The following is a 20391-nucleotide window of genomic DNA, read 5'->3' on the forward strand; positions in this document are numbered from 1 at the left end:
CCTGGCCGGCTTGCCGGCGCGTTTGCACACCTGACTGATTTGCCCCTCACACCACGAGGCACCCCATGATCCGCGAAGAATTCCTGCGCCTGGCCGCTGATGGCTACAACCGCATTCCGTTGGCCTGCGAAACCCTGGCCGACTTCGACACCCCGCTGTCGATCTACCTGAAACTGGCCGACCAGCCCAACTCCTACCTGCTCGAATCGGTGCAGGGCGGCGAGAAATGGGGCCGTTACTCGATCATCGGCCTGCCGTGCCGCACCGTACTGCGAGTGCACGACCATCACGTGAGCATCACTGTCGACGGCGTCGAGACCGAAAGCCATGACGTCGAAGACCCGCTGGCCTTCGTCGAAACCTTCAAGGCCCGCTACAACGTGCCGACCATTGCCGGTCTGCCGCGTTTCAACGGTGGCCTGGTCGGTTACTTCGGTTATGACTGTGTGCGTTATGTCGAGAAACGTCTGGGCAAATGCCCGAACCCGGACCCACTGGGCGTGCCGGACATTCTGCTGATGGTTTCCGATGCGGTGGTGGTGTTCGACAACCTCGCCGGCAAGATGCACGCGATTGTCCTCGCTGACCCGGCGCAAGCCGATGCTTACGAGCAGGGGCAGGCGCAATTGCAGGCACTGCTGGAGAAACTGCGCCAGCCGATCACCCCGCGCCGTGGCCTGGATTTCAGCAAGCAGCAAGCGGCTGACCCGCTGTTCCGCTCCAGTTTTACTCAGGACGATTACGAAAAAGCCGTCGACACCATCAAGGAATACATCCTCGCCGGTGACTGCATGCAGGTCGTGCCGTCGCAGCGCATGTCGATCGACTTCAAGGCGGCGCCGATCGATCTGTATCGTGCGCTGCGTTGCTTCAACCCGACGCCGTACATGTACTTCTTCAACTTCGGCGACTTCCACGTCGTCGGCAGTTCGCCGGAAGTGCTGGTGCGGGTCGAAGACAACCTGATCACCGTGCGCCCGATTGCCGGCACTCGTCCACGCGGAGCCACCGAAGAAGCGGATCTGGCGCTGGAAGAAGACCTGCTGTCGGACGACAAGGAGATCGCCGAGCACTTGATGCTGATCGACCTCGGTCGTAACGACACTGGCCGGGTTTCGGAAATCGGTTCGGTGAAACTCACCGAGAAAATGGTTATCGAGCGCTATTCCAACGTGATGCACATCGTCTCCAACGTCACCGGCCAGTTGAAGGCCGGGCTGACCGCGATGGACGCTCTGCGGGCGATTCTGCCGGCGGGCACCTTGTCCGGCGCGCCGAAGATCCGTGCGATGGAAATCATCGACGAGCTGGAGCCGGTCAAGCGTGGCGTGTATGGCGGTGCGGTCGGTTACTTCGCCTGGAACGGCAACATGGACACCGCGATTGCGATTCGCACCGCGGTGATCAAGAACGGCGAACTGCACGTGCAGGCCGGTGGCGGCATCGTTGCCGACTCGGTCCCGGCGCTGGAGTGGGAAGAAACCCTGAACAAACGCCGCGCGATGTTCCGCGCCGTGGCCCTGGCTGAGCAAACCCCGGAAAGCTGAGTCCACACAATCCCCCTGTGGGAGCGGGCTTGCTCGCGAATACGGGCTGGCATTCAAAATTGATGTCGGCTGATACACCGCTTTCGCGAGCAAGCCCGCTCCCACATTGTGTTGTGATCAGCCATAAAAAAACGCGGCGCCTGTGAGGGCGCCGCGTTTTTTATGCCAGCAGATCAGAAATCGAGACTGACCCCGACGTTCACCCCCTGCTGGGTAAAGTCATCATCCTTGCGCACGTTGTAGCTGGCGCGCAACGCCAAATCCTGCGTGAGCTTATGGCTCACGCCCAGGTTCAGGCGATTGAGGTTGGTCTGCGGCTCGTAGCCTTCGAGGGTGAAACGGTTGCCCGGCAAGCTGTTGAGGTTGATGGTCAGATCCTGGCGGTCGTCGTTGTACTCACGTTCGTGAGCGAACTCACCGAACACTTCAGTCTGCGCGGTGATCTGGTACTTGCCCTGGATACCCACGCCCAGGCGCCGCGAGTTGCGCGACTGGTCGTCAAAAGTCAGCGCCGTGGAGTCAGCGCCTTTTTCCGAGTAGCCATCGACTTCGGTCTTGCCAAAGTCGGCACTGACGAACGGCGACAGGTGCCACGGGCTGCTGGCCTGCTGCGCGATGTCGTAGCCGAGGCGGCCGCTGATCGCCAGCACGTAACCGTCGGTATCGCCTTTCTCTCCGCGCTCGTTGACCCCAAGCTGGAATTTACGCTTGAGGCTGTCGTAGTCGAGTTTGCCGGCGGTCATCGCCAGATCGCCCCACCAGCGGTTTTGCTGATACTGGGCGAACGCGGTGCCCATGTAGGAGTTGAGTTTGTATTCCGAGTCGGCGTCGCCGGCTTCGAGTTTCTGATGGTACAGACCCGCGGCCAGACCTACACGCCAGGCTTCGTTGACGCGATAGCTGCCGCCGATGTTCAGGTTGTAGCCGTTGCCGTCGGCACTGGCGGCGCTGTGTTGGCCGTCGAAGTCCTGATGTTGACCGCCGCCGGCAACGATGGCGCGCCATTGGCCCACGGCTTGCCAGTTTTCCCAATCGGCCAGCCATTGATTGCGAAGTTCATCCTGATGCGCACGCAACGAACCCTGGGCCATTTCCGGCAGCAGGGTCAGCTCCCAAGGGGCGGCCAGCAGCGAGTAGGCGTAGTCGGCAATCAAGCGCTGGCCGGCTTCGGTCGGGTGCACTGCGTCGTTGTAGATCAGCTTGGTCGGATCCGGCGTGGCGCTGTTGATGCCATATCGGGCGTTCTCGGTGCAGCTGTTGCCGCTGAAGCAGGTGGCCGTCAGGTTCTGGTCGGTCGCGAGGCCGAACTGCGCCGGGTTGGCGAAGGCTTCTTTGAGCAGCACCGGGATGTTCAGCGGGATGATTTCGGCGTTGATGCCCTGCAACTGCCTGACCAGTTCGGTGTTGAACTGGGCGCTGAGCTGCGAGGTGAAGCCCTGCAGCGGCGAGCCGTTGATGGCCGGGGTCAGGCCGATGTCCGGCAGCAGCCAGACCATGATGTATTTGGCGCCGGCGCCTTGCAGTGTGCGGGCGCTGTCGGCCAGGCGATCGGCTGCGGCGCTGGCCTGATCGAGACTGAGTACGCGGCCTTGAAGGAAATCGTTGCCGCCCCCCGACAGGTAATACAGCGCGTTCGGGTCGGCACGGAAGCCGTTCGACGGCAGGTAACCGCTGCGGGTGCGTTCGCCGGTGGCGGACTGCGTGGTGATCGAGTCGAGAATCTGGTCGGTCCGGTAACCGCCCACCGCCCAGTTGTTGCCATCGGCCAGGCCTTCGCCGGCACGCACGGCCGAGGATGAGGAGGCGGTCTGGTCGGGGCTGAAACCCAGTTTGCCGCCGATGATCTGGGTGGCGTTGAGGTCACGGTTTTCCCCGGTGCCATCCTTGTACAGCGGGCCGGTGCGGTTGGTGTAGCGCTGCGTGGCGCCGGCCGGGCCGCCGCTGTCCCTGAAGGTTCCGGCGTCGTTCAAGCTATCGCCGAACACGATGAAGTTCGAATAGGGCGCGGGTGCTGCGTAGGCCTGGGCGCAAGCCATGGCGAGCAGGCAACCGGCGAGCGGTACAAACAACGTCTGTTTGATCATGAGCAAGTCCGTTTATTTATTGTTGTAGGTGAACGAAACGACAGTACCAAAAACTCCCGGCGTTTTGCCATCTGTCGCGAAGCCTCCCTTAGTTTTGTCCCCCGTCAGCCCCGCCATATTGCACGCTCCGCCCAGCTAAGTTACTGTGCCGGAACGTATGAACGAGACCTTCCCCGTGTTGATCGTCAGCAAACTTCTGGATCAAGTCATCAAGGCACACGCCCGTTGGCGTTGGCGCGCCTGAATCTTTTCTGCCGGCCCGGCCGGATCTGTATCGCTTTGCCTTCCTTGCCCGTTTGAAATGCCGCTGTGCCGACGCCACCTGCGCGTCCGACATCGTGCAGCGCCCTGCGGGCAAGTCATTCGAAGGCTGTCTTCAAGTCAGAATTCAAGAGGTTCGAAACGCCATGTTGCTGATGATCGACAACTACGACTCCTTTACTTACAACGTTGTGCAGTACCTCGGCGAGCTGGGTGCCGAGGTCAAAGTCGTGCGCAACGACGAACTGACCGTCGCCGAAATCGAATCGCTCAACCCCGAGCGCATCGTGGTCTCGCCAGGCCCGTGCACGCCGACCGAAGCCGGCATTTCCATCGAAGCCATCAAGCATTTCGCCGGCAAACTGCCGATCCTCGGCGTCTGCCTCGGCCATCAGTCGATTGGCCAAGCGTTCGGCGGCGATGTCGTGCGTGCCCGTCAGGTGATGCACGGTAAGACTAGCCCGGTATTCCATGAGGACAAGGGCGTTTTCGCCGGTCTGAACCATCCGCTGACGGTTACCCGCTACCACTCGCTGATCGTCAAGCACGATACTTTGCCCGAGTGCCTTGAGCTGACCGCGTGGACGCAGCACGATGATGGTTCAGTCGACGAAATCATGGGCCTGCGGCACAAGACCCTGAACATTGAGGGCGTACAGTTCCACCCTGAGTCGATCCTGACCGAGCAGGGCCATGAACTGTTTGCCAACTTCCTCAAACAAACCGGCGGCACGCGCTAAGGACTTCCCATGAATATCAAGACAGCCCTGAGCCGTATCGTCGAACACCTCGACCTCAGCACCGAAGAAATGCGTGACGTGATGCGCGAAATCATGACCGGTCAATGCACCGAGGCGCAGATCGGCGCATTCATGATGGCCATGCGCATGAAGAGCGAGAGCATCGATGAAATCGTCGGTGCCGTTTCGGTGATGCGTGAGCTGGCCGATCAGGTCGAACTCAAGACCCTCGACGGCGTGGTCGACGTGGTCGGTACCGGCGGTGACGGTGCGAACATTTTCAACGTGTCGACTGCTTCGGCTTTCGTTGTCGCGGCAGCCGGTTGCACCGTGGCCAAGCACGGCAACCGTGCGGTGTCGGGCAAGAGCGGCAGCGCCGACTTGCTGGAAGCAGCCGGCATCTACCTGAACCTGACGCCGGTACAGGTCGCCCGTTGCATCGACAACGTCGGCATCGGTTTCATGTTTGCCCAGACCCACCACAAAGCCATGAAGTACGCCGCCGGCCCGCGTCGCGATCTCGGCCTGCGTACGCTGTTCAACATGCTCGGCCCGCTTACGAATCCGGCCGGTGTCAAACATCAGGTGGTGGGCGTGTTTACGCCCGCGCTGTGCCGGCCATTGGCCGAAGTCTTGCAGCGCCTGGGCAGCAAGCACGTACTGGTGGTGCATTCGAAGGACGGTCTGGACGAGTTCAGTCTTGCCGCGCCTACCTTTGTCGCTGAACTGAAGAACAACGAAATCACCGAATATTGGGTCGAGCCGGAAGATCTGGGCATGAAGAGCCAGAGCCTGCACGGTCTGTCGGTCGAAGGCCCGGAAGCGTCGTTGGCGCTGATTCGCGATGCGCTGGGCAAGCGCAAGACCGAAAACGGCCAGAAGGCTGCCGAAATGATTGTGCTCAATGCCGGTGCGGCGCTGTACGCGGCTGACCTGGCGACCAGTCTCAAAGAAGGCGTGGCGCTTGCGCACGACGCACTGCACACCGGTCTTGCTCGGGAAAAACTCGAGGAGTTGGGTGCCTTTACCGCGGTATTCAAAGTGGAGAATGAGGGATGAGTGTACCGACGGTTCTGGAAAACATTCTGGCGCGCAAAGTCCAGGAAGTCGCCGAGCGCAGCGCTCGTGTCAGCCTGAGCGAGCTGGAAAGTCTGGCCAAGGCGGCCGATGCACCCCGTGGTTTTGCCCAGGCATTGCTGGCGCAGGCCAAGAAGAAACAACCGGCGGTGATTGCTGAAATCAAGAAGGCTTCGCCGAGCAAAGGTGTGATTCGCGAGAACTTCGTGCCTGCCGACATCGCCAAGAGCTACGAGAAGGGCGGGGCGACCTGTCTGTCCGTACTGACCGATATCGACTACTTCCAGGGCGCCGATGCCTACCTGCAACAGGCCCGCGCCGCTTGCAAACTGCCTGTAATCCGCAAGGACTTCATGATCGATCCGTACCAGATCGTCGAAGCCCGCGCACTGGGCGCCGACTGCGTGCTGTTGATCGTCTCCGCACTGGACGACGTGAAAATGGCTGAGTTGGCCTCGGTCGCCAAAGGCGTCGGTCTCGACGTGCTGGTGGAAGTGCACGACGACGATGAGCTGGAACGCGCACTGAAAACCCTCGACACGCCGCTGGTCGGGGTCAACAACCGCAACCTGCACACCTTCGACGTCAGCCTGGAAACCACCCTCGACCTGCTGCCGCGCATCCCGCGCGACCGTATGGTGATTACCGAGAGCGGCATCCTCAACCGTGCCGATGTCGAGCTGATGGAAATCAGCGACGTTTATGCGTTCCTGGTCGGCGAAGCGTTCATGCGCGCGGAAAGCCCGGGCACCGAACTGCAGCGCCTGTTCTTCCCGGAGCGTGGCGTTCCGGTCAGTGGTTCGACCCTCGACTGATCTGCTTCAGACCGAGTCGCCCCTTTCGCGAGCAGGCTCGCTCCCACAGGAAATGTATTCTTGATGTGGGAGCGAGCCTGCTCGCGAAGGGGTCATAAGATTCACTACAGACTGCTCGTCTAACGGATTTCTTTATGACTCCAGTTTGCCTCCCCATCGAAGCCGGCCTGCAAGCCGAACAAGACTTGCTCGCTTCCGTCTGCGCCGGCGACGCCGAATTCGGCCTGCTGTTCTGGCAACCCAGCGATCGCGCCCTGGTCATGCCGCGCCGCCTCAATCGTCTGCCTGGTTTCGAGCATGCCTGCGAAGTCTCCGCCGCTGCCGGCTGGCCAGTCTTGCTGCGGGAAACCGGCGGTGAACCGGTCCCGCAATCCGCTTCAACCATCAACATCGCATTGGTTTACGCCCCGCCCCGCAGCGAGGGCGATCTGAACCGCATCGAAACCGGTTACCGGCGCCTGTGTGATCCGATCTGTGAATTGCTCGATGAGTTGGGTGGTGTGTCGTCGTTGGGCGAAATCGACGGCGCGTTCTGCGACGGTCGTTTCAACGTCAATCTCGACGGCCGCAAGATGGTCGGCACCGCTCAGCGCTGGCGCCAGAGTCAGGGCGGGCAGCGTCCGGTGGGGCTGGTGCACGGGGCGATGCTGATGGATAACGAGCGCGAGTCGATGGTTGCAGCGGTCAATCGCTTCAACGAGGCTTGCGGTCTGGAGCAGCGGGTGCGCGCCGAAAGCCACATCGCCCTGCATGAGAAGTTCGTCGCGCCAACGGCTTTGGCGCGTCTGGATGAGCTGTTTCGTCTGATGCTGGCGCAGGTCTACAGCGCCTGATTTTGCGCGCTTAGCGCGTGCCGAAGACCACCATGGTCTTGCCTTTCACATCGACCAGGTTGCGTTCTTCAAGATCCTTGAGCACGCGACCGACCATCTCCCGCGAACAACCGACAATTCGGCCGATTTCCTGACGGGTTACCTTGATCTGCATGCCGTCAGGGTGAGTCATTGCGTCGGGCTGCTTACACAGCTCCAGCAGGCAGCGGGCCACGCGACCGGTAACGTCGAAGAACGCCAGGTCGCCGACCTTGCGCGTGGTATTGCGCAGACGTTGGGCGATTTGTCCGCTGAGGACGTAAAGAATGTCTGGATCCTGCTGCGACAGTTCGCGGAACTTCACGTAGCTGATTTCGGCGATTTCGCATTCGACCTTGGCCCGCACCCATGCGCTGCGTTGCTGTTCCTGGCCTGCCTGTTCGAACAGACCCAGCTCGCCGAAGAAGTCCCCGGCGTTGAGGTAGGCGATGATCATTTCGCGGCCGTCGTCATCTTCGATCAAGATGGTGACCGAACCTTTGATGATGAAGTACAGCGTGTCCGAGCGATCGCCGGCGCAGATGATGTTGCTCTTGGCCGCATGGCGACGACGCTGGCAGTGCATCAACAGCTTGTCGAGGTTCTTGATTTTGGGTGTGGGGGTAATAGCAACCATGGTTGTATCCCGAAAAGACTGCACGGTGATGTTTGATTTTTTTATGAGGCGCTGAAGGCGGTCGCTACACAGGCTGACAATTGGCGCCAGCGAATTGGCGCCAGCTTACCAGACACTTCGTCGAAAATTCGAGAAATTACCTACGCAGCTGAGGCATCCGTCCTAGGAACGCCGGGCGCTGCCAGAGCAAAGGCCTGTGCTAAGCTGGCGACCCTTTTTTCTACAGTGGAGTCTTGGCGATGAAGGCACGCATCCAATGGGCTGGCGAAGCCATGTTCCTCGGCGAATCCGGTAGCGGTCATGTTGTGGTCATGGACGGACCACCGGACGCCGGTGGTCGTAATCTGGGTGTTCGCCCGATGGAAATGCTCCTGCTGGGCGTTGGCGGTTGCAGCAACTTCGACGTGGTCAGCATCCTGAAGAAGTCGCGTCAGGCGGTTGAAAGCTGCGAAGCGTTCCTCGAAGCCGAGCGAGCGACCGAAGATCCGAAGGTGTTCACCAAGATCCACATGCACTTCGTGGTCAAGGGCCGTGGCCTGAAAGAAGCCCAGGTCAAGCGCGCCATCGAACTGTCTGCCGAGAAGTATTGCTCGGCCTCGATCATGCTCGGCGCGGCCGGCGTGGCGATCACTCACGATTATGAAATCGTCGAGCTCGGTTGAATCGACATTCAACTATCATAAAAGCAGTGCAGACTCTGGCGATCCCTCGCTGACGTCTGCATAATGCGCCACTTTTTTCAGGGCAGTGATCGGTCAACCGACGGATCGTCCGCCTGAACAGATAACCAAAATCGCCATCGCGAAGAGGTGTTAACCGTCCTACGCAGGTGCGTTGTTCGCACTTGACGGGCATGCTTGATCACGCGGCTGCGCCGCATACATAGAGAGTTTTTAACGGTGAAAAGCAAACTCAAGCTCCACGGGTTCAATAACCTGACAAAGACCTTGAGCTTCAACATCTATGACATCTGCTACGCGGAAACCCCGCAAGACCAGCAGGCTTACGTCGAGTACATCAATCAAGAGTACAACGCCGAACGCCTGACGCAGATCCTCACGGAAGTTGTCGAAATCATTGGTGCCAACATTCTGAACATCGCGAGTCAGAACTATGAGCCTCAGGGTGCCAGCGTCACGATTCTGATCTCGGAAGAGCCGGTGACCCCGACTGACAGCCAGATCGAAGAGTCCCCGGGTCCATTGCCCGAAATCATCCTTGCCCACCTCGACAAGAGTCACATCACGGTGCATACCTATCCGGAAATCCATCCGGACGCCGGTATTGCGACGTTCCGTGTGGACATCGACGTGTCGACCTGTGGTGTCATTTCACCGCTTAAAGCGCTCAACTTCCTCATTCACCAGTTCGATTCGGACATCGTGACTGTGGACTACCGTGTGCGCGGCTTCACCCGTGACGTTGAAGGCAACAAGCACTTCATCGACCACGAGATCAACTCGATCCAGAACTACCTTTCCGAAGACACTCGCGACGCGTACCAGATGACCGACGTGAATGTGTACCAGGAAAACCTGTTCCACACCAAAATGCTGCTGAAGAACTTCGAACTGGATAACTACCTGTTCGGCGACGCCACCAGCAACCTGTCCTCCGAGCAGCGTGCTCAGGTGACCGAGCGTGTGAAACACGAAATGCTGGAAATCTTCTACGCGCGCAACATGCCGGCGTAAGATTCCCGGGCACAAAAAAGGCGACTACCGTGCGGTAGTCGCCTTTTTTATTACCGAAACAGAACCCTGTGGGAGCGAGCTTGCTCGCGAAGGGGCCCTGCGAGACAACACTGAAGTCAGATCCTGTAGGTACTCTTGGTCATCACCTTCGCCAACAGACTCATCCCGAACTTCACCGGCGCCGGAAAACGGAAACCGCCCGCATCCAGTGCGCTCTCCGCATGATGCTCTTCATCAATGCGCATCTGCTCCAGAATCGCCCGGGACTTCTCGTCCTCGGCCGGCAATTGTTCCAGGTGCTCGTTCAGGTGTTTGCACACCTGATGCTCGGTGGCCGCGACGAAGCCGAGGCTGACCTTGTCACTGATCAGGCCGGCGACGGCGCCAATGCCGAACGACATCCCGTAGAACAGCGGATTGAGCACGCTGGTGTGACTGCCCAGCTGATGGATGCGCTGCTCGCACCACACCAGATGATCGATTTCTTCTTCGGCGGCATGCTCCATGGCGGCACGCACCTGCGGCAATTTTGCAGTCAGCGCCTGCCCTTGGTACAGCGCCTGGGCGCAGACCTCACCGGTGTGGTTGATGCGCATCAGGCCAGCGACGTGGCGGGTGTCCTCGTCGCTCATCTGCACATCCGGCTGCACGATGGCTGGCGACGGACGGTAGGGCTGACCGCTGAAGGGCAGCAGGGTCCGCATCGCGGCATCGGCTTGCAGCAGAAGACGGTCAATCGGCGAGTAGTGACGTTGGGTAGTCATGCTGACCTCCGGGAAAAATCTCGACCGCCAGTTTAACCGAATCGGCCGGGGAAGGTTTGCGCTGGGTCATTTGCCACGCGGTCATGCTTTTGGTGGGAGCGGGCTTGCTCGCGAAGGCGTCGGCACCTTCAGAATATCAATGTCAGACACTCCGCTTTCGCGAGCAAGCCCGCTCCTACAGGGGCGGATGCAGTGAATCAGCCCGGCGGCCAGTTCATCTGGCGCTGACCCAGTACGTGCATATGAATGTGATAGACGGTCTGACCACCTTTTTCATTGCAGTTCATCACCACCCGGAAGCCTTCCTCGCAGCCCAGCTCCAGCGCCAGACGCTGGGCAGTGAACAGGATGTGCCCGGCCAGTGCCTTGTCGTCTTCGGTCAGGTCGTTGAGGGTGCGCACCGGTTTCTTCGGGATCACCAGAAAATGCACCGGTGCCTGAGGGGCGATGTCGTGGAACGCCAGAACCTGGTCGTCCTCGTAAATGATCTTGGCCGGGATTTCCCGGTTGATGATCTTGGTGAACAGAGTATCCACTGCTGTTTTCTCCGTTGTGGGGGCTGGCCTGAGTGTACTCATGGGAAATGACCCCGCCCAGTGTTTTGCCGTAGGACAGTTCAGCGTGGGCAGTAAGCCTTGTTGACCATGCCGACGATGGTGCGATTGAGCCAGCGCGAGCCGAGGCGTGGCAGGAAGGCCAGCCAGCGGTTGCGTCGTCCCGGAATGATGATGGCGCGGTTTTTCTCCAGTGCACGCACGGTGTAAAGCGCGACTTCCTCGGGACTCATCAGCAGTTTGCTGTCCTTGAGTTTGTCGCTGTTGAGCTGCGCGGTGCGGAAGAATGCGGTGCGGGTCGGGCCGGGGCAAAGTACCGAGACTTTGACCGCGCTCTGTTTCAGTTCAACCCGCAGCGCTTCGGAGAAGTGCAATACGTAAGCCTTGCTGGCGTAGTAAGTGCTCATCCACGGGCCGGGATTGAACGCCGCCACCGAGGCGACGTTGAGGATCTGTCCGCCGCCCTGCAGCGCCATGCTGTTGCCGATGGCGTGGCACAGGCGGGTGAGGGCGAGGATGTTGACTTCGATCAGATCCTGCTCGGTCATCCAGTCTTGGGCGAGGAACGGGCCGCAGGTGCCGATGCCGGCGCAATTGACCAGCAGATCGATCTGCCGGTCGCCTTCTTCCAGTTCCAGCAGGAAGCCGGACAAGCGCAATGGCTCGCCCAGGTCGCAGGCGCGGAACAACACCTCCACGCCAAAGCGCTGGGTCAGTTCGATCGCGATACTTTCCAGCTGATCACGCTGGCGGGCCACCAGAATCAGGCTGCGACCGCGCCGGGCCAGCGCTTCGGCCATGGCCAGGCCGATGCCGCTGGAGGCGCCGGTGATCAGAGCGTAACGGGTCATGCAATTCTCCATCGCAACAGCTCCGCGCCAGCGACGCAGGTGTCACGGCGGGGAGCGTTGTTCATTCTTTCGCAGAGTCTACAGGGGCCGGGGGCGCTTCGGCTGCATCGTCCACGGAATTCGCCGGTTCAGTCTCGACCTCGACTTCATCGGTGGTGACCGAGCCGCTTTCATAGCTGCTCTCGAGGTTGGTTTCATATTCTTGCTGAATGGCCGAAATACCGCCGAGCATGCCGCCGGCAAACACCAGGGCGAAGAACACGATCCAGAGCGAGCACAGCACTTTGACCGCAGTACTGTTGGGGGGCGGTGGCGGGCCGTAGCGGTTGGCGCCGGTGTTGCCCGGCACGACCATGATCACCAGCGGGAAGAAGCTGCCCACGAACGGCACCAGGTTCAGCAGCCACAGCCAGCCGGACCAGCCGATATCGTGCAGGCGCTGTACGCTGAACAGAATGCTTACAATGATGAAGCCGAGGAACAGGAAGAACGCGAATATCCCGCCAATGATCAGGCCGGTGGTGGAGTCGCCACTGACTAGTCCGAGAGCGAGCAGGGCGAATATGCCCACGATCGGCAGGGTCACCAGGCTCAGCACCATCGTCCAGGCCAGAAACCGCAGGCGACCGATCCGGCCTTCGACGCTGAAGGGCTTGAGCACTGCGAATGCTGGCAGGTTTTCGCCGACGTTGGCCCGAGGTGGCGCATAGGGTGATGCGGGTTCGTTGAAAGTCGCCGGTTGTTCATGCACGTCCGACAGACTCAGTTCGATCGCCGTTTCGCTTTCGATCCGTGCATCGATCCCGGTCTTGCTCAGTGCTTGCAGATAAGTCTGCGCATCGCTGTGGGTCAGGTCGCGTTTGAGGGCGACGGTGCTGCCGTTGAACAGGCGCTCGATGGCGGCAACATCGCTTTTGAACAGGGCCGCCAGATTGAGCTTGGCGGTGGTGAGATCGACACCGGGCTGGAGAGCACCGTCGAAAACGATCTTGTAACGAGGTTCGCTCATGGCCGAGGCATCCTTGTCGCGAATGAATTGAAGGTCAGCAAGTGTAAGGCCAGTCCGTCGATCACTGGCCTGATTTTTCTCAGCGTGGCCAGCGTTTTGGCAATTGCGCCGCGCGTTCCAGCGCCTGACGATATTCCGCGTCGAGCCGGGCGATCAACTGGTCGACGCTCGGCAGGTCGTCGATCTGGCCTACGCCCTGGCCGGCCGACCACACGGTCTTCCAGGCCTTGGCTTCATCGTTGATCGGTTTGAGCTTGTCACCGAAATTGACCTCGCCCTTGCCTTGCAGCGCGGCCATGTCGAAACCCGCCGCCTCCAGGCTTTGACGCATGAAGCTGGCCGGTACTCCGGAGACTGCAGGAGTATGAATGATGTCCGCCGCCTTGGCCGTCAGCAGCATGTCCTTATAGGCGTCAGGCGCATGACTTTCGGTGGTGCCGATAAATCGCGTACCGAAGTAGGCCAAATCCGCGCCGAGCAGCTGTGCGGCCAAAATCTCATGGCCGTGGTTCAGACACCCGGCAAGCAGCAGGGTTTTATCGAAGAACTCGCGGATCTCGGCGATCAGTGCAAACGGACTCCAGGTGCCGGCATGGCCGCCGGCGCCCGCCGCGACGGCGATCAAGCCGTCGACTCCGGCTTCGGCGGCTTTCTCGGCATGCCGGCGCGTGGTCACGTCGTGGAACACCAGGCCGCCGTAGCTGTGCACGGCATCGACCAGTTCCTTCACCGCGCCGAGGCTGGTGATGACAATCGGCACCTTATGCTCGACGCAGATGTTCAGATCCGCCTGCAGGCGCGGATTGCTGTTGTGCACGATCAGGTTCACTGCATACGGCGCCGGGTTGTCCAGTGTCGCCAGGCCCGCTTCAATCTCCTCCAGCCAGGCCTTGAAGCCGCTGCTTTCACGCTGGTTCAGCGCCGGGAAGCTGCCAACCACGCCGTTACGGCAGCAGGCGAGCACCAGCTCCGGGTTGGAGATCAGGAACATCGGCGCCGCCACTATCGGCAAGCGCAGACGTTGTTCGAGCAAAGCGGGCAGCGACATTGGAAATCCCCCGAGATGTGATGCTGTTATGAAGTTAGAACGGCTTGACCACGACCAGAATTACGATAGCCAGCAATATCAGAACCGGCACTTCATTGAACCAGCGATAAAAGACATGGCTGCGGGTGTTCTCGCCACGGGCGAAGCGTTTTACCTGCGCGCCGCACATGTGGTGGTAGCCGATCAGCAGCACCACCAGGGTCAGCTTGGCGTGAATCCAACCGCCCATGCTGAAGATGCCCGGATTGAGGTAGATCAGCCAGCCGCCGAAGATCAGCGTGGCGATCATCGCCGGGCCCATGATGCCGCGATACAGCTTGCGCTCCATGAGGCTGAAGCGTTCCTTGCTGATCGCGTCTTCACTTTGCGCGTGATAAACGAACAGCCGCGGCAAGTAGAACAGCCCGGCAAACCAGCAGACGACGCTGACGATGTGAAACGCTTTGATCCATAGATAGAGCATTTTTGGTTATTCCCAGGTTCACGGTAGCCGGGATAGTAGAGGCTTGAGCGTCCGCACGTCACCTTGATGGTTGTCGCAGGGGCGCGCGGCCCCTATTATCGACGGCTTTCCAGTGGGTTCGTTGAGGGCAGGTTTATGGTCAAGGTCGGTATCGTCGGCGGCACGGGTTACACCGGTGTCGAACTGCTGCGTCTGTTGGCACAGCATCCGCAGGCAGAAGTGGTGGTGATCACTTCCCGATCCGAGGCCGGTCTGGCCGTGGCTGACATGTACCCGAACCTGCGCGGCCACTACGACGGTCTGGCGTTCAGCGTGCCGGACATCAAAACCCTGGGTGCGTGCGATGTGGTGTTCTTCGCCACCCCGCACGGCGTTGCCCATGCGTTGGCCGGTGAACTGTTGGCGGCGGGCACCAAGGTCATCGACCTGTCAGCGGACTTCCGGTTGCAGGACGCTGAAGAATGGGCCAAATGGTACGGACAGCCACACGGTGCGCCGGCGTTGCTGGACGAGGCGGTCTACGGTCTGCCGGAAGTCAATCGTGAGCAGATCAAGAAGGCGCGTCTGATCGCCGTACCGGGTTGCTATCCAACCGCCACACAGTTGGGTTTCCTGCCGCTGCTTGAAGCGGGTCTGGCTGATACTTCGCGTCTGATCGCCGACTGCAAGTCCGGCGTCAGCGGTGCCGGTCGCGGTGCTTCTGTAGGCTCGCTGTACTCCGAGACGTCGGAAAGCATGAAGGCTTATGCGGTGAAAGGTCACCGTCATCTGCCGGAAATTCGCCAGGGTCTGCGTCGCGCTGCCGGTAAGGATGTCGGTCTGACCTTCGTCCCGCACCTGACCCCGATGATTCGTGGCATTCATTCCACGCTCTACGCGACCGTGGTTGATCGTTCGGTGGATCTGCAGGCACTGTTCGAAAAGCGTTATGCCAACGAGCCGTTCGTCGACGTGATGCCGGCCGGTAGCCATCCGGAAACCCGCAGCGTACGTGGCGCCAACGTCTGCCGCATCGCTGTGCATCGTCCGCAGGATGGTGATCTGGTGGTGGTGCTGTCGGTGATCGACAACCTGGTCAAAGGCGCGTCGGGTCAGGCGGTGCAGAACATGAACATCCTGTTCGGCCTGGATGAACGCTTCGGTTTGTCCCACGCCGGTATGCTGCCGTAACACGTTCGGCAACACAGCAAAAAGGCCCGTCAAACGGGCCTTTTTTCATTCTGGGCAGTTGGTCGGGTTTATTGATATACCGTAACAATAGTTGACCGATTTTCTAGGACAAGCGGATAATGCGCGTCATCACGCATTATGGCGGCGTAACGCCGGGAGATAGTCAGCATGAGCGTCGAATCCTTCACCCCCACGGCTTTGCAATTCACCCAAGGTGCTGCGCACAAGGTGAAGAGCCTGGTCGATGAAGAGGGGAATGATCGCTTGAAGCTGCGCGTATTCGTTACGGGCGGTGGTTGTTCAGGGTTTCAGTACGGCTTCACCTTCGATGAGGATGTGGCCGAGGACGACACCATCGTCGAGCGCGAAGGCGTGAGTCTGGTGGTCGATCCGATGAGTTTCCAGTACCTGGCGGGTGCCGAAGTGGACTATCAGGAAGGTCTGGAAGGTTCGCGCTTCGTGATCAAGAACCCGAACGCCACCACGACCTGTGGTTGCGGCTCTTCGTTCTCGATCTGATCGCACCTCGCTGCGCACAACAAAACGCCGCAGAGCCTTACGGTTCTGCGGCGTTTTTTGTTGCTGGCGTTTTATTCAGTTGGGATAGATGGCGCCGAGTACCCGCAGGCCTTTGGCGCCGGTGACGCTCGGGCGATTGGCGGCAATGCCTTCGAGGCAGCAATGGGCCAGCCAGGCGAAGGCCATTGCCTCGACCCAGTCCGGATCGACGCCGTGAGTGGCGGTGCTGGCGACGGTGGCGTTAGGCAGCAGGTCGGCAAGACGTTTCATCAGCGTAGCGTTGTGAGCGCCGCCGCCGCAGACCAACATTTCCCGCGTATCGGATTGAGCGCTTTGCAGCGACTCGACGATGGTCTGCGCCGTCAGTTCGAGCAGCGTTGCCTGAACGTTTTCAGCAGCGAAGCTCGGCAAACTTGAGAGGTGGTGCTCCAGCCACGGCAGGTTGAACACTTCCCGGCCAGTGCTCTTCGGGCCTTTGGTCACGAAGAACGGGTCGCCGAGCAGAGCTTTCAGCAAGACTGGCTCGACCGTGCCGGTGGCTGCCCACTGGCCGTTGCGATCATAGTTCTCGCCGCGTTGCTGATGAATCCAGGCATCCATCAGCACATTCCCAGGGCCGCAGTCGAAACCGGCTACAGGCCTGGTCGGTTCTATCAGACTGAGATTGCTGAAACCGCCGACATTCAGGACTGCGCGGTTGCCGTTACGCTCTTCGAACAAAGCCTCATGGAAGGCTGGTACCAGCGGGGCACCCTGACCGCCAGCAGCCACGTCGCGGCTGCGGAAGTCGCTAACCACGGTGATGCCGGTCAGCTCGGTCAGTAGTGCGGGATTGCCGATCTGCACTGTGAAGCCACGAGCGGGCTCATGGCGAATGGTCTGGCCATGGCTGCCGATTGCACGAATGGCCTCAGGCTTTAGTTGCTGCTGATCGAGGAGGGTATGGATGCCCTGTGCAGCGAGTTTGACCCAGTGCTGCTGGGCGATCGCCGAGCGGGCAATCTCGTCGGGGCCGCTGGCGCACAAGCCAAGCAGCTCGGCGCGCAGGGGTTCAGGCATGGGGATGTAATGCGTGGCGATCAGTTTGATCGCCGAGGTCTGCTCGATCAGGGCGATGTCCAGCCCATCGAGACTGGTGCCGGACATCACGCCGATATAAAGAGCCATGGCTTAGCGCTTGCTCGAAGCCAGCATGGTGGCCTTCTCTTGATCCATGCGCGCCATCAGCGGTTGGCTCTGCGCAAGGAAGCGTGCGCGCTCGGACTTGGCGATCGGATCTGCCATCGGCAGCTTCTGGCCCAGCGGGTCGACGTGAACACCGTTGACCTGGAACTCATAGTGCAAGTGCGGTCCGGTGGACAGGCCGGTGGTACCAATGTAGCCGATCACCTGGCCCTGCTTGACGCTGCCGCCGGTTTTCACGCCTTTGGCAAAGCCTTGCATGTGGCCATACAGCGTGCGGTAGGTGTTGCCGTGCTGGATGATCACCGTGTTGCCGTAGCCACCGCGGCGGCCGGCCAGCAATACTTTACCGTCGCCGGCAGCCTTGATCGGCGTACCGCGTGGCGCTGCGTAATCGACACCTTTGTGGGCGCGGATCTTGTTGAGGATCGGGTGTTTGCGGCCCATGGAGAATTTCGAACTGATGCGGGCGAAGTCCACCGGGGTACGAATGAACGCTTTCCGCATGCTGTTGCCATCAGCGGTGTAATAGCTGCTGTTGCCTTGTTTGTTGGTGTAACGCACGGCGGTGTAGGTCTTGCCGCGGTTGGTGAAGCGTGCAGACAGAATCGGGCCGGTGCCAACTGCCTTGCCGTTGACCACTTTCTGCTCGTAGATCACGTCGAATTCGTCACCTTGACGGATGTCCTGAGCGAAGTCGACGTCGTAGCCGAAGACGCTGGCCATATCCATGGTCAGGCTATGGGACAGGCCTGCACGGGCAGCGGATTGTGACAGGGAGCTATTGATCACGCCGTGCACGTAAGCCGTGCGAACGGTCGGCTTGGCTGTTACGCGGTTGAATGCGTAGCCCTTGTCATTCTTGGTCAGGGTAATGGTTTCGACATCGCTGACCTTGCTGTGCAGGCTGTTCAGTTGGCCTTCCGGGTTCAGTTCGAACTCCAGCTTCTGGCCGTGCTTGAGCTGGCTGAACTGTTTGGCTTGTTTGTCGCTGGCCAGCACTTCGTGGACAGCAGCGGCTGGCAGACCGACTTTCTCGAACAATGTAGAGAGCGTATCGCCTTTGGATACGACGACTTCGCGGTGCCCCGGGGCTTTTGATTTCTCTGCAGCCGGAGCTGGGGCAGGTGCGGCTTCAGCGGTTTTCGGGGTTTCTTCGGTGCTGTTTTCGATCTGGGCGAAAGGTGAGGCTGCTGGCTCATTTGTGGCTTGAATCGCGTCAGCAGCGTCTTGATCTTGTGTCAGTTGTTCAGCAGGACTTTCCAGTTCCAGGCTCAGGGTCGTCTTTTTGGCTTCAACATCACTGGAAGGAAATACCAGGAGCGCCAGACTGAGAAGGGCGGCGATTCCACTTGCGGCGAGCAGGTGGGTCTTCGGGTAAAGCGGTGGCGCTTTAGACGGTTCAGTGGTCATAAGTAATTTTGACTTTGAAAAAAGATGAATTGGAAAAGATGAATGACATGATGAAGATGAAATAACTGTATAAAATATAACCAAATCATCCCCGAAGCAAGTCTACAGACACCCTGTCTGCAGATTGGTGTCCGTGCGCCGGGCAAAACTTGTAATTGGTGCACGATCTTGTATGGTTGGTTCCCTTTGAATCTGAGCCTTGCGGGTCTGTTATGAAGTCGGTTGAAGAGCAGCTAGCGCTGATTAAACGTGGTGCGGAAGAACTATTGGTCGAGTCCGAGCTGATCGAGAAGCTCAAGCGCGGCCAGCCGCTGCGTATCAAGGCTGGTTTCGATCCAACCGCCCCGGATCTGCACTTGGGTCACACCGTGCTTATTAATAAGCTGCGCCAGTTCCAGGAATTGGGGCATCAGGTGATCTTCCTGATTGGTGACTTCACCGGGATGATCGGTGATCCAAGCGGCAAGAGCGCTACGCGTCCTCCTTTGACTCGCGAGCAGGTTCTGGAAAACGCCGAGACCTACAAGTCTCAGGTGTTCAAGATTCTTGATCCGGCGAAGACCGAAGTTGCGTTCAACTCCACCTGGATGGATCAGATGGGGCCGGCGGACTTTATTCGTCTGACTTCGCAATACACTGTCGCGCGTATGCTTGAGCGTGATGACTTTGATAAGCGTTACACCACCAATCAGCCGATCGCTATTCATGAGTTCCTCTATCCGCTGGTTCAGGGTTATGACTCGGTTGCTCTGCGCGCGGATGTTGAGTTGGGCGGTACCGATCAGAAATTCAACCTGCTGATGGGGCGTGAGCTGCAGCGTGGGTACGGCCAGGAAGCTCAGTGCATTCTGACCATGCCGTTGCTGGAAGGTCTGGATGGCGTGAAGAAGATGTCCAAGTCGTTGGGCAATTACGTTGGTATCCAGGAAGCGCCGGGTGTCATGTACGGCAAGTTGGTTTCGATTCCGGATGCGCTGATGTGGCGTTACTTTGAGCTGCTCAGCTTCCGTTCGATGGATGAGATCAATGCCTTCCGTGCAGATGTTGAGGCGGGGGCTAACCCGCGCGACATCAAGATCAAGTTGGCGGAAGAGATTGTCGCGCGCTTCCATGGTGAGGAGGCTGCGGCCAATGCTCATCGCGCTGCCGGTAACCGTATGAAGGATGGCGAACTGCCGGATGATCTGCCGGAGATCGAACTGGCCTCTGCTGAAGATATGCCAATTGCGGCCGTCCTTAATAAGGCAGGCCTGGTGAAGAACTCGGCGGCTGCGCGTGATCTGTTGGCTTCCGGTGGTGTGCGTGTGGATGGTGAGGTGGTTGATCGCTCCTTTATATATGTGCTGGGCGCGACCCACGTTTGCCAGGCGGGCAAGAAGGCATTTGCACGAATCACACTGAAAGCTGAATAAAGTTTGAAATAAGGGTTGACGGCGAATTTTAGAAGTCTATAATTCGCCCCACTTCCGGCGCAGTCGAAACGGAAAACTCCTTGAGATTCAATGAGTTACGCAGTTTTCGGCAGCGACTTGCTTCAGTTCATCGAAGCCTGGAAGGAGTTGAAAGAGCGGTGATGCTTGGCTCTTTTGACGGTTAGATCTTCTCGGTCGAAAGCGGAGAAAAAGAGGTGTTGACAGCAGCGTGTAACGCTGTAGAATTCGCCTCCCGCTAACGAGAGATCGGAAGCGCAAGTGGTTGAAGTTGTTGAAGAA

General features: G+C 59.4%; 20 protein-coding genes. 10 read left to right on the top strand and 10 right to left on the bottom strand.

Annotated elements, in window-relative coordinates:
- The first annotated feature begins 65 nt into the window (after positions 1-65).
- Positions 66-1547, top strand: a complete 1482-nt coding sequence (gene trpE / locus H043_RS0103515; protein WP_027610732.1) for an anthranilate synthase component I — start codon at positions 66-68, stop codon at positions 1545-1547.
- Between the two features lie 173 nt (positions 1548-1720).
- Here the strand turns inward: trpE and estP are convergent, their stop codons facing one another.
- Complete coding sequence (gene estP, locus H043_RS0103520) at positions 1721-3631, bottom strand: esterase EstP (protein WP_027610733.1); 1911 nt, start codon at positions 3629-3631, stop codon at positions 1721-1723.
- Between the two features lie 407 nt (positions 3632-4038).
- On the opposite strand from estP, the gene H043_RS0103530 reads away from it, so the two are divergent.
- The 4 genes from H043_RS0103530 to H043_RS0103545 all read left to right on the top strand — a co-directional run bounded on the left by H043_RS0103530 (position 4039) and on the right by H043_RS0103545 (position 7357).
- The gene (locus H043_RS0103530) at positions 4039-4632 is read left to right on the top strand and encodes an aminodeoxychorismate/anthranilate synthase component II (protein ID WP_027610734.1); all 594 of its coding nucleotides are present in this window, start codon (positions 4039-4041) and stop codon (positions 4630-4632) included.
- A gap of 9 nt (positions 4633-4641) precedes the next feature.
- The gene (gene trpD, locus H043_RS0103535) at positions 4642-5691 is read left to right on the top strand and encodes an anthranilate phosphoribosyltransferase (RefSeq protein WP_003228800.1); all 1050 of its coding nucleotides are present in this window, start codon (positions 4642-4644) and stop codon (positions 5689-5691) included.
- Positions 5688-6524 carry an indole-3-glycerol phosphate synthase TrpC gene (trpC, locus tag H043_RS0103540; protein WP_027610735.1) on the top strand — a complete coding sequence of 279 codons (837 nt, stop codon included), beginning with the start codon at positions 5688-5690 and terminating at the stop codon, positions 6522-6524. The genes trpD and trpC overlap by 4 nt, the downstream gene beginning before the upstream one ends.
- A 134-nt stretch (positions 6525-6658) precedes the next feature.
- On the top strand, positions 6659-7357 hold the full coding sequence (locus H043_RS0103545) for a lipoate--protein ligase family protein (protein WP_027610736.1): 699 nt from the start codon (positions 6659-6661) through the stop codon (positions 7355-7357).
- A 10-nt stretch (positions 7358-7367) separates the two neighbouring features.
- Here the strand turns inward: H043_RS0103545 and crp are convergent, their stop codons facing one another.
- Positions 7368-8012, bottom strand: coding sequence for a cAMP-activated global transcriptional regulator CRP (gene crp, locus H043_RS0103550; protein ID WP_007966430.1), 645 nt, complete (start codon positions 8010-8012; stop codon positions 7368-7370).
- A 239-nt stretch (positions 8013-8251) separates the two neighbouring features.
- On the opposite strand from crp, the gene H043_RS0103555 reads away from it, so the two are divergent.
- Positions 8252-8674: an OsmC family protein gene (locus H043_RS0103555; protein ID WP_003228794.1), complete on the top strand. Its 423-nt coding sequence runs from the start codon at positions 8252-8254 to the stop codon at positions 8672-8674.
- Between the two features lie 237 nt (positions 8675-8911).
- A complete protein-coding gene (speD, locus tag H043_RS0103560; protein WP_027610737.1) occupies positions 8912-9706 on the top strand; it encodes an adenosylmethionine decarboxylase in 795 nt (264 codons plus the stop codon).
- A 116-nt stretch (positions 9707-9822) separates the two neighbouring features.
- Here speD and coq7 read toward each other — a convergent pair whose 3' ends face one another.
- The 6 genes from coq7 to hemJ form a co-directional block, all read right to left on the bottom strand.
- The gene (gene coq7 / locus H043_RS0103565) at positions 9823-10470 is read right to left on the bottom strand and encodes a 2-polyprenyl-3-methyl-6-methoxy-1,4-benzoquinone monooxygenase (RefSeq protein ID WP_027610738.1); all 648 of its coding nucleotides are present in this window, start codon (positions 10468-10470) and stop codon (positions 9823-9825) included.
- A gap of 197 nt (positions 10471-10667) precedes the next feature.
- A complete protein-coding gene (locus H043_RS0103570) occupies positions 10668-11006 on the bottom strand; it encodes a histidine triad nucleotide-binding protein (RefSeq protein ID WP_003228789.1) in 339 nt (112 codons plus the stop codon).
- Between the two features lie 80 nt (positions 11007-11086).
- On the bottom strand, positions 11087-11875 hold the full coding sequence (locus tag H043_RS0103575; RefSeq protein WP_027610739.1) for an SDR family oxidoreductase: 789 nt from the start codon (positions 11873-11875) through the stop codon (positions 11087-11089).
- Positions 11876-11936: 61 nt separating this feature from the next.
- On the bottom strand, positions 11937-12884 hold the full coding sequence (locus H043_RS0103580; protein WP_027610740.1) for a DUF805 domain-containing protein: 948 nt from the start codon (positions 12882-12884) through the stop codon (positions 11937-11939).
- A gap of 79 nt (positions 12885-12963) precedes the next feature.
- Positions 12964-13932, bottom strand: a complete 969-nt coding sequence (locus H043_RS0103585; RefSeq protein ID WP_027610741.1) for a nitronate monooxygenase family protein — start codon at positions 13930-13932, stop codon at positions 12964-12966.
- Positions 13933-13966: 34 nt separating this feature from the next.
- Positions 13967-14395, bottom strand: coding sequence for a protoporphyrinogen oxidase HemJ (gene hemJ, locus H043_RS0103590; protein WP_027610742.1), 429 nt, complete (start codon positions 14393-14395; stop codon positions 13967-13969).
- 135 nt (positions 14396-14530) lie between these two features.
- Between hemJ and argC the strand changes: the two genes are divergently transcribed.
- Together argC and erpA are read left to right on the top strand one after the other, a co-directional pair.
- The gene (argC, locus tag H043_RS0103595; RefSeq protein WP_007966420.1) at positions 14531-15565 is read left to right on the top strand and encodes an N-acetyl-gamma-glutamyl-phosphate reductase; all 1035 of its coding nucleotides are present in this window, start codon (positions 14531-14533) and stop codon (positions 15563-15565) included.
- A gap of 168 nt (positions 15566-15733) precedes the next feature.
- Entirely contained in the window at positions 15734-16084 is a 351-nt protein-coding gene (gene erpA / locus H043_RS0103600) for an iron-sulfur cluster insertion protein ErpA (RefSeq protein ID WP_003228776.1), read from the top strand.
- Positions 16085-16159: 75 nt separating this feature from the next.
- Here erpA and H043_RS0103605 read toward each other — a convergent pair whose 3' ends face one another.
- Positions 16160-17251: an anhydro-N-acetylmuramic acid kinase gene (locus H043_RS0103605; RefSeq protein ID WP_027610743.1), complete on the bottom strand. Its 1092-nt coding sequence runs from the start codon at positions 17249-17251 to the stop codon at positions 16160-16162.
- A gap of 3 nt (positions 17252-17254) precedes the next feature.
- Entirely contained in the window at positions 17255-18679 is a 1425-nt protein-coding gene (locus H043_RS0103610) for a peptidoglycan DD-metalloendopeptidase family protein (protein ID WP_027610744.1), read from the bottom strand.
- A gap of 212 nt (positions 18680-18891) precedes the next feature.
- On the opposite strand from H043_RS0103610, the gene tyrS reads away from it, so the two are divergent.
- The gene (gene tyrS, locus H043_RS0103615; protein WP_027610745.1) at positions 18892-20091 is read left to right on the top strand and encodes a tyrosine--tRNA ligase; all 1200 of its coding nucleotides are present in this window, start codon (positions 18892-18894) and stop codon (positions 20089-20091) included.
- The last annotated feature ends 300 nt before the right edge of the window (positions 20092-20391 follow it).

The sequence above is a fragment of the Pseudomonas sp. URIL14HWK12:I6 genome, from assembly GCF_000514195.1.
In the GTDB taxonomy this organism is placed as follows: Bacteria; Pseudomonadota; Gammaproteobacteria; order Pseudomonadales; family Pseudomonadaceae; genus Aquipseudomonas; species Aquipseudomonas putida_A.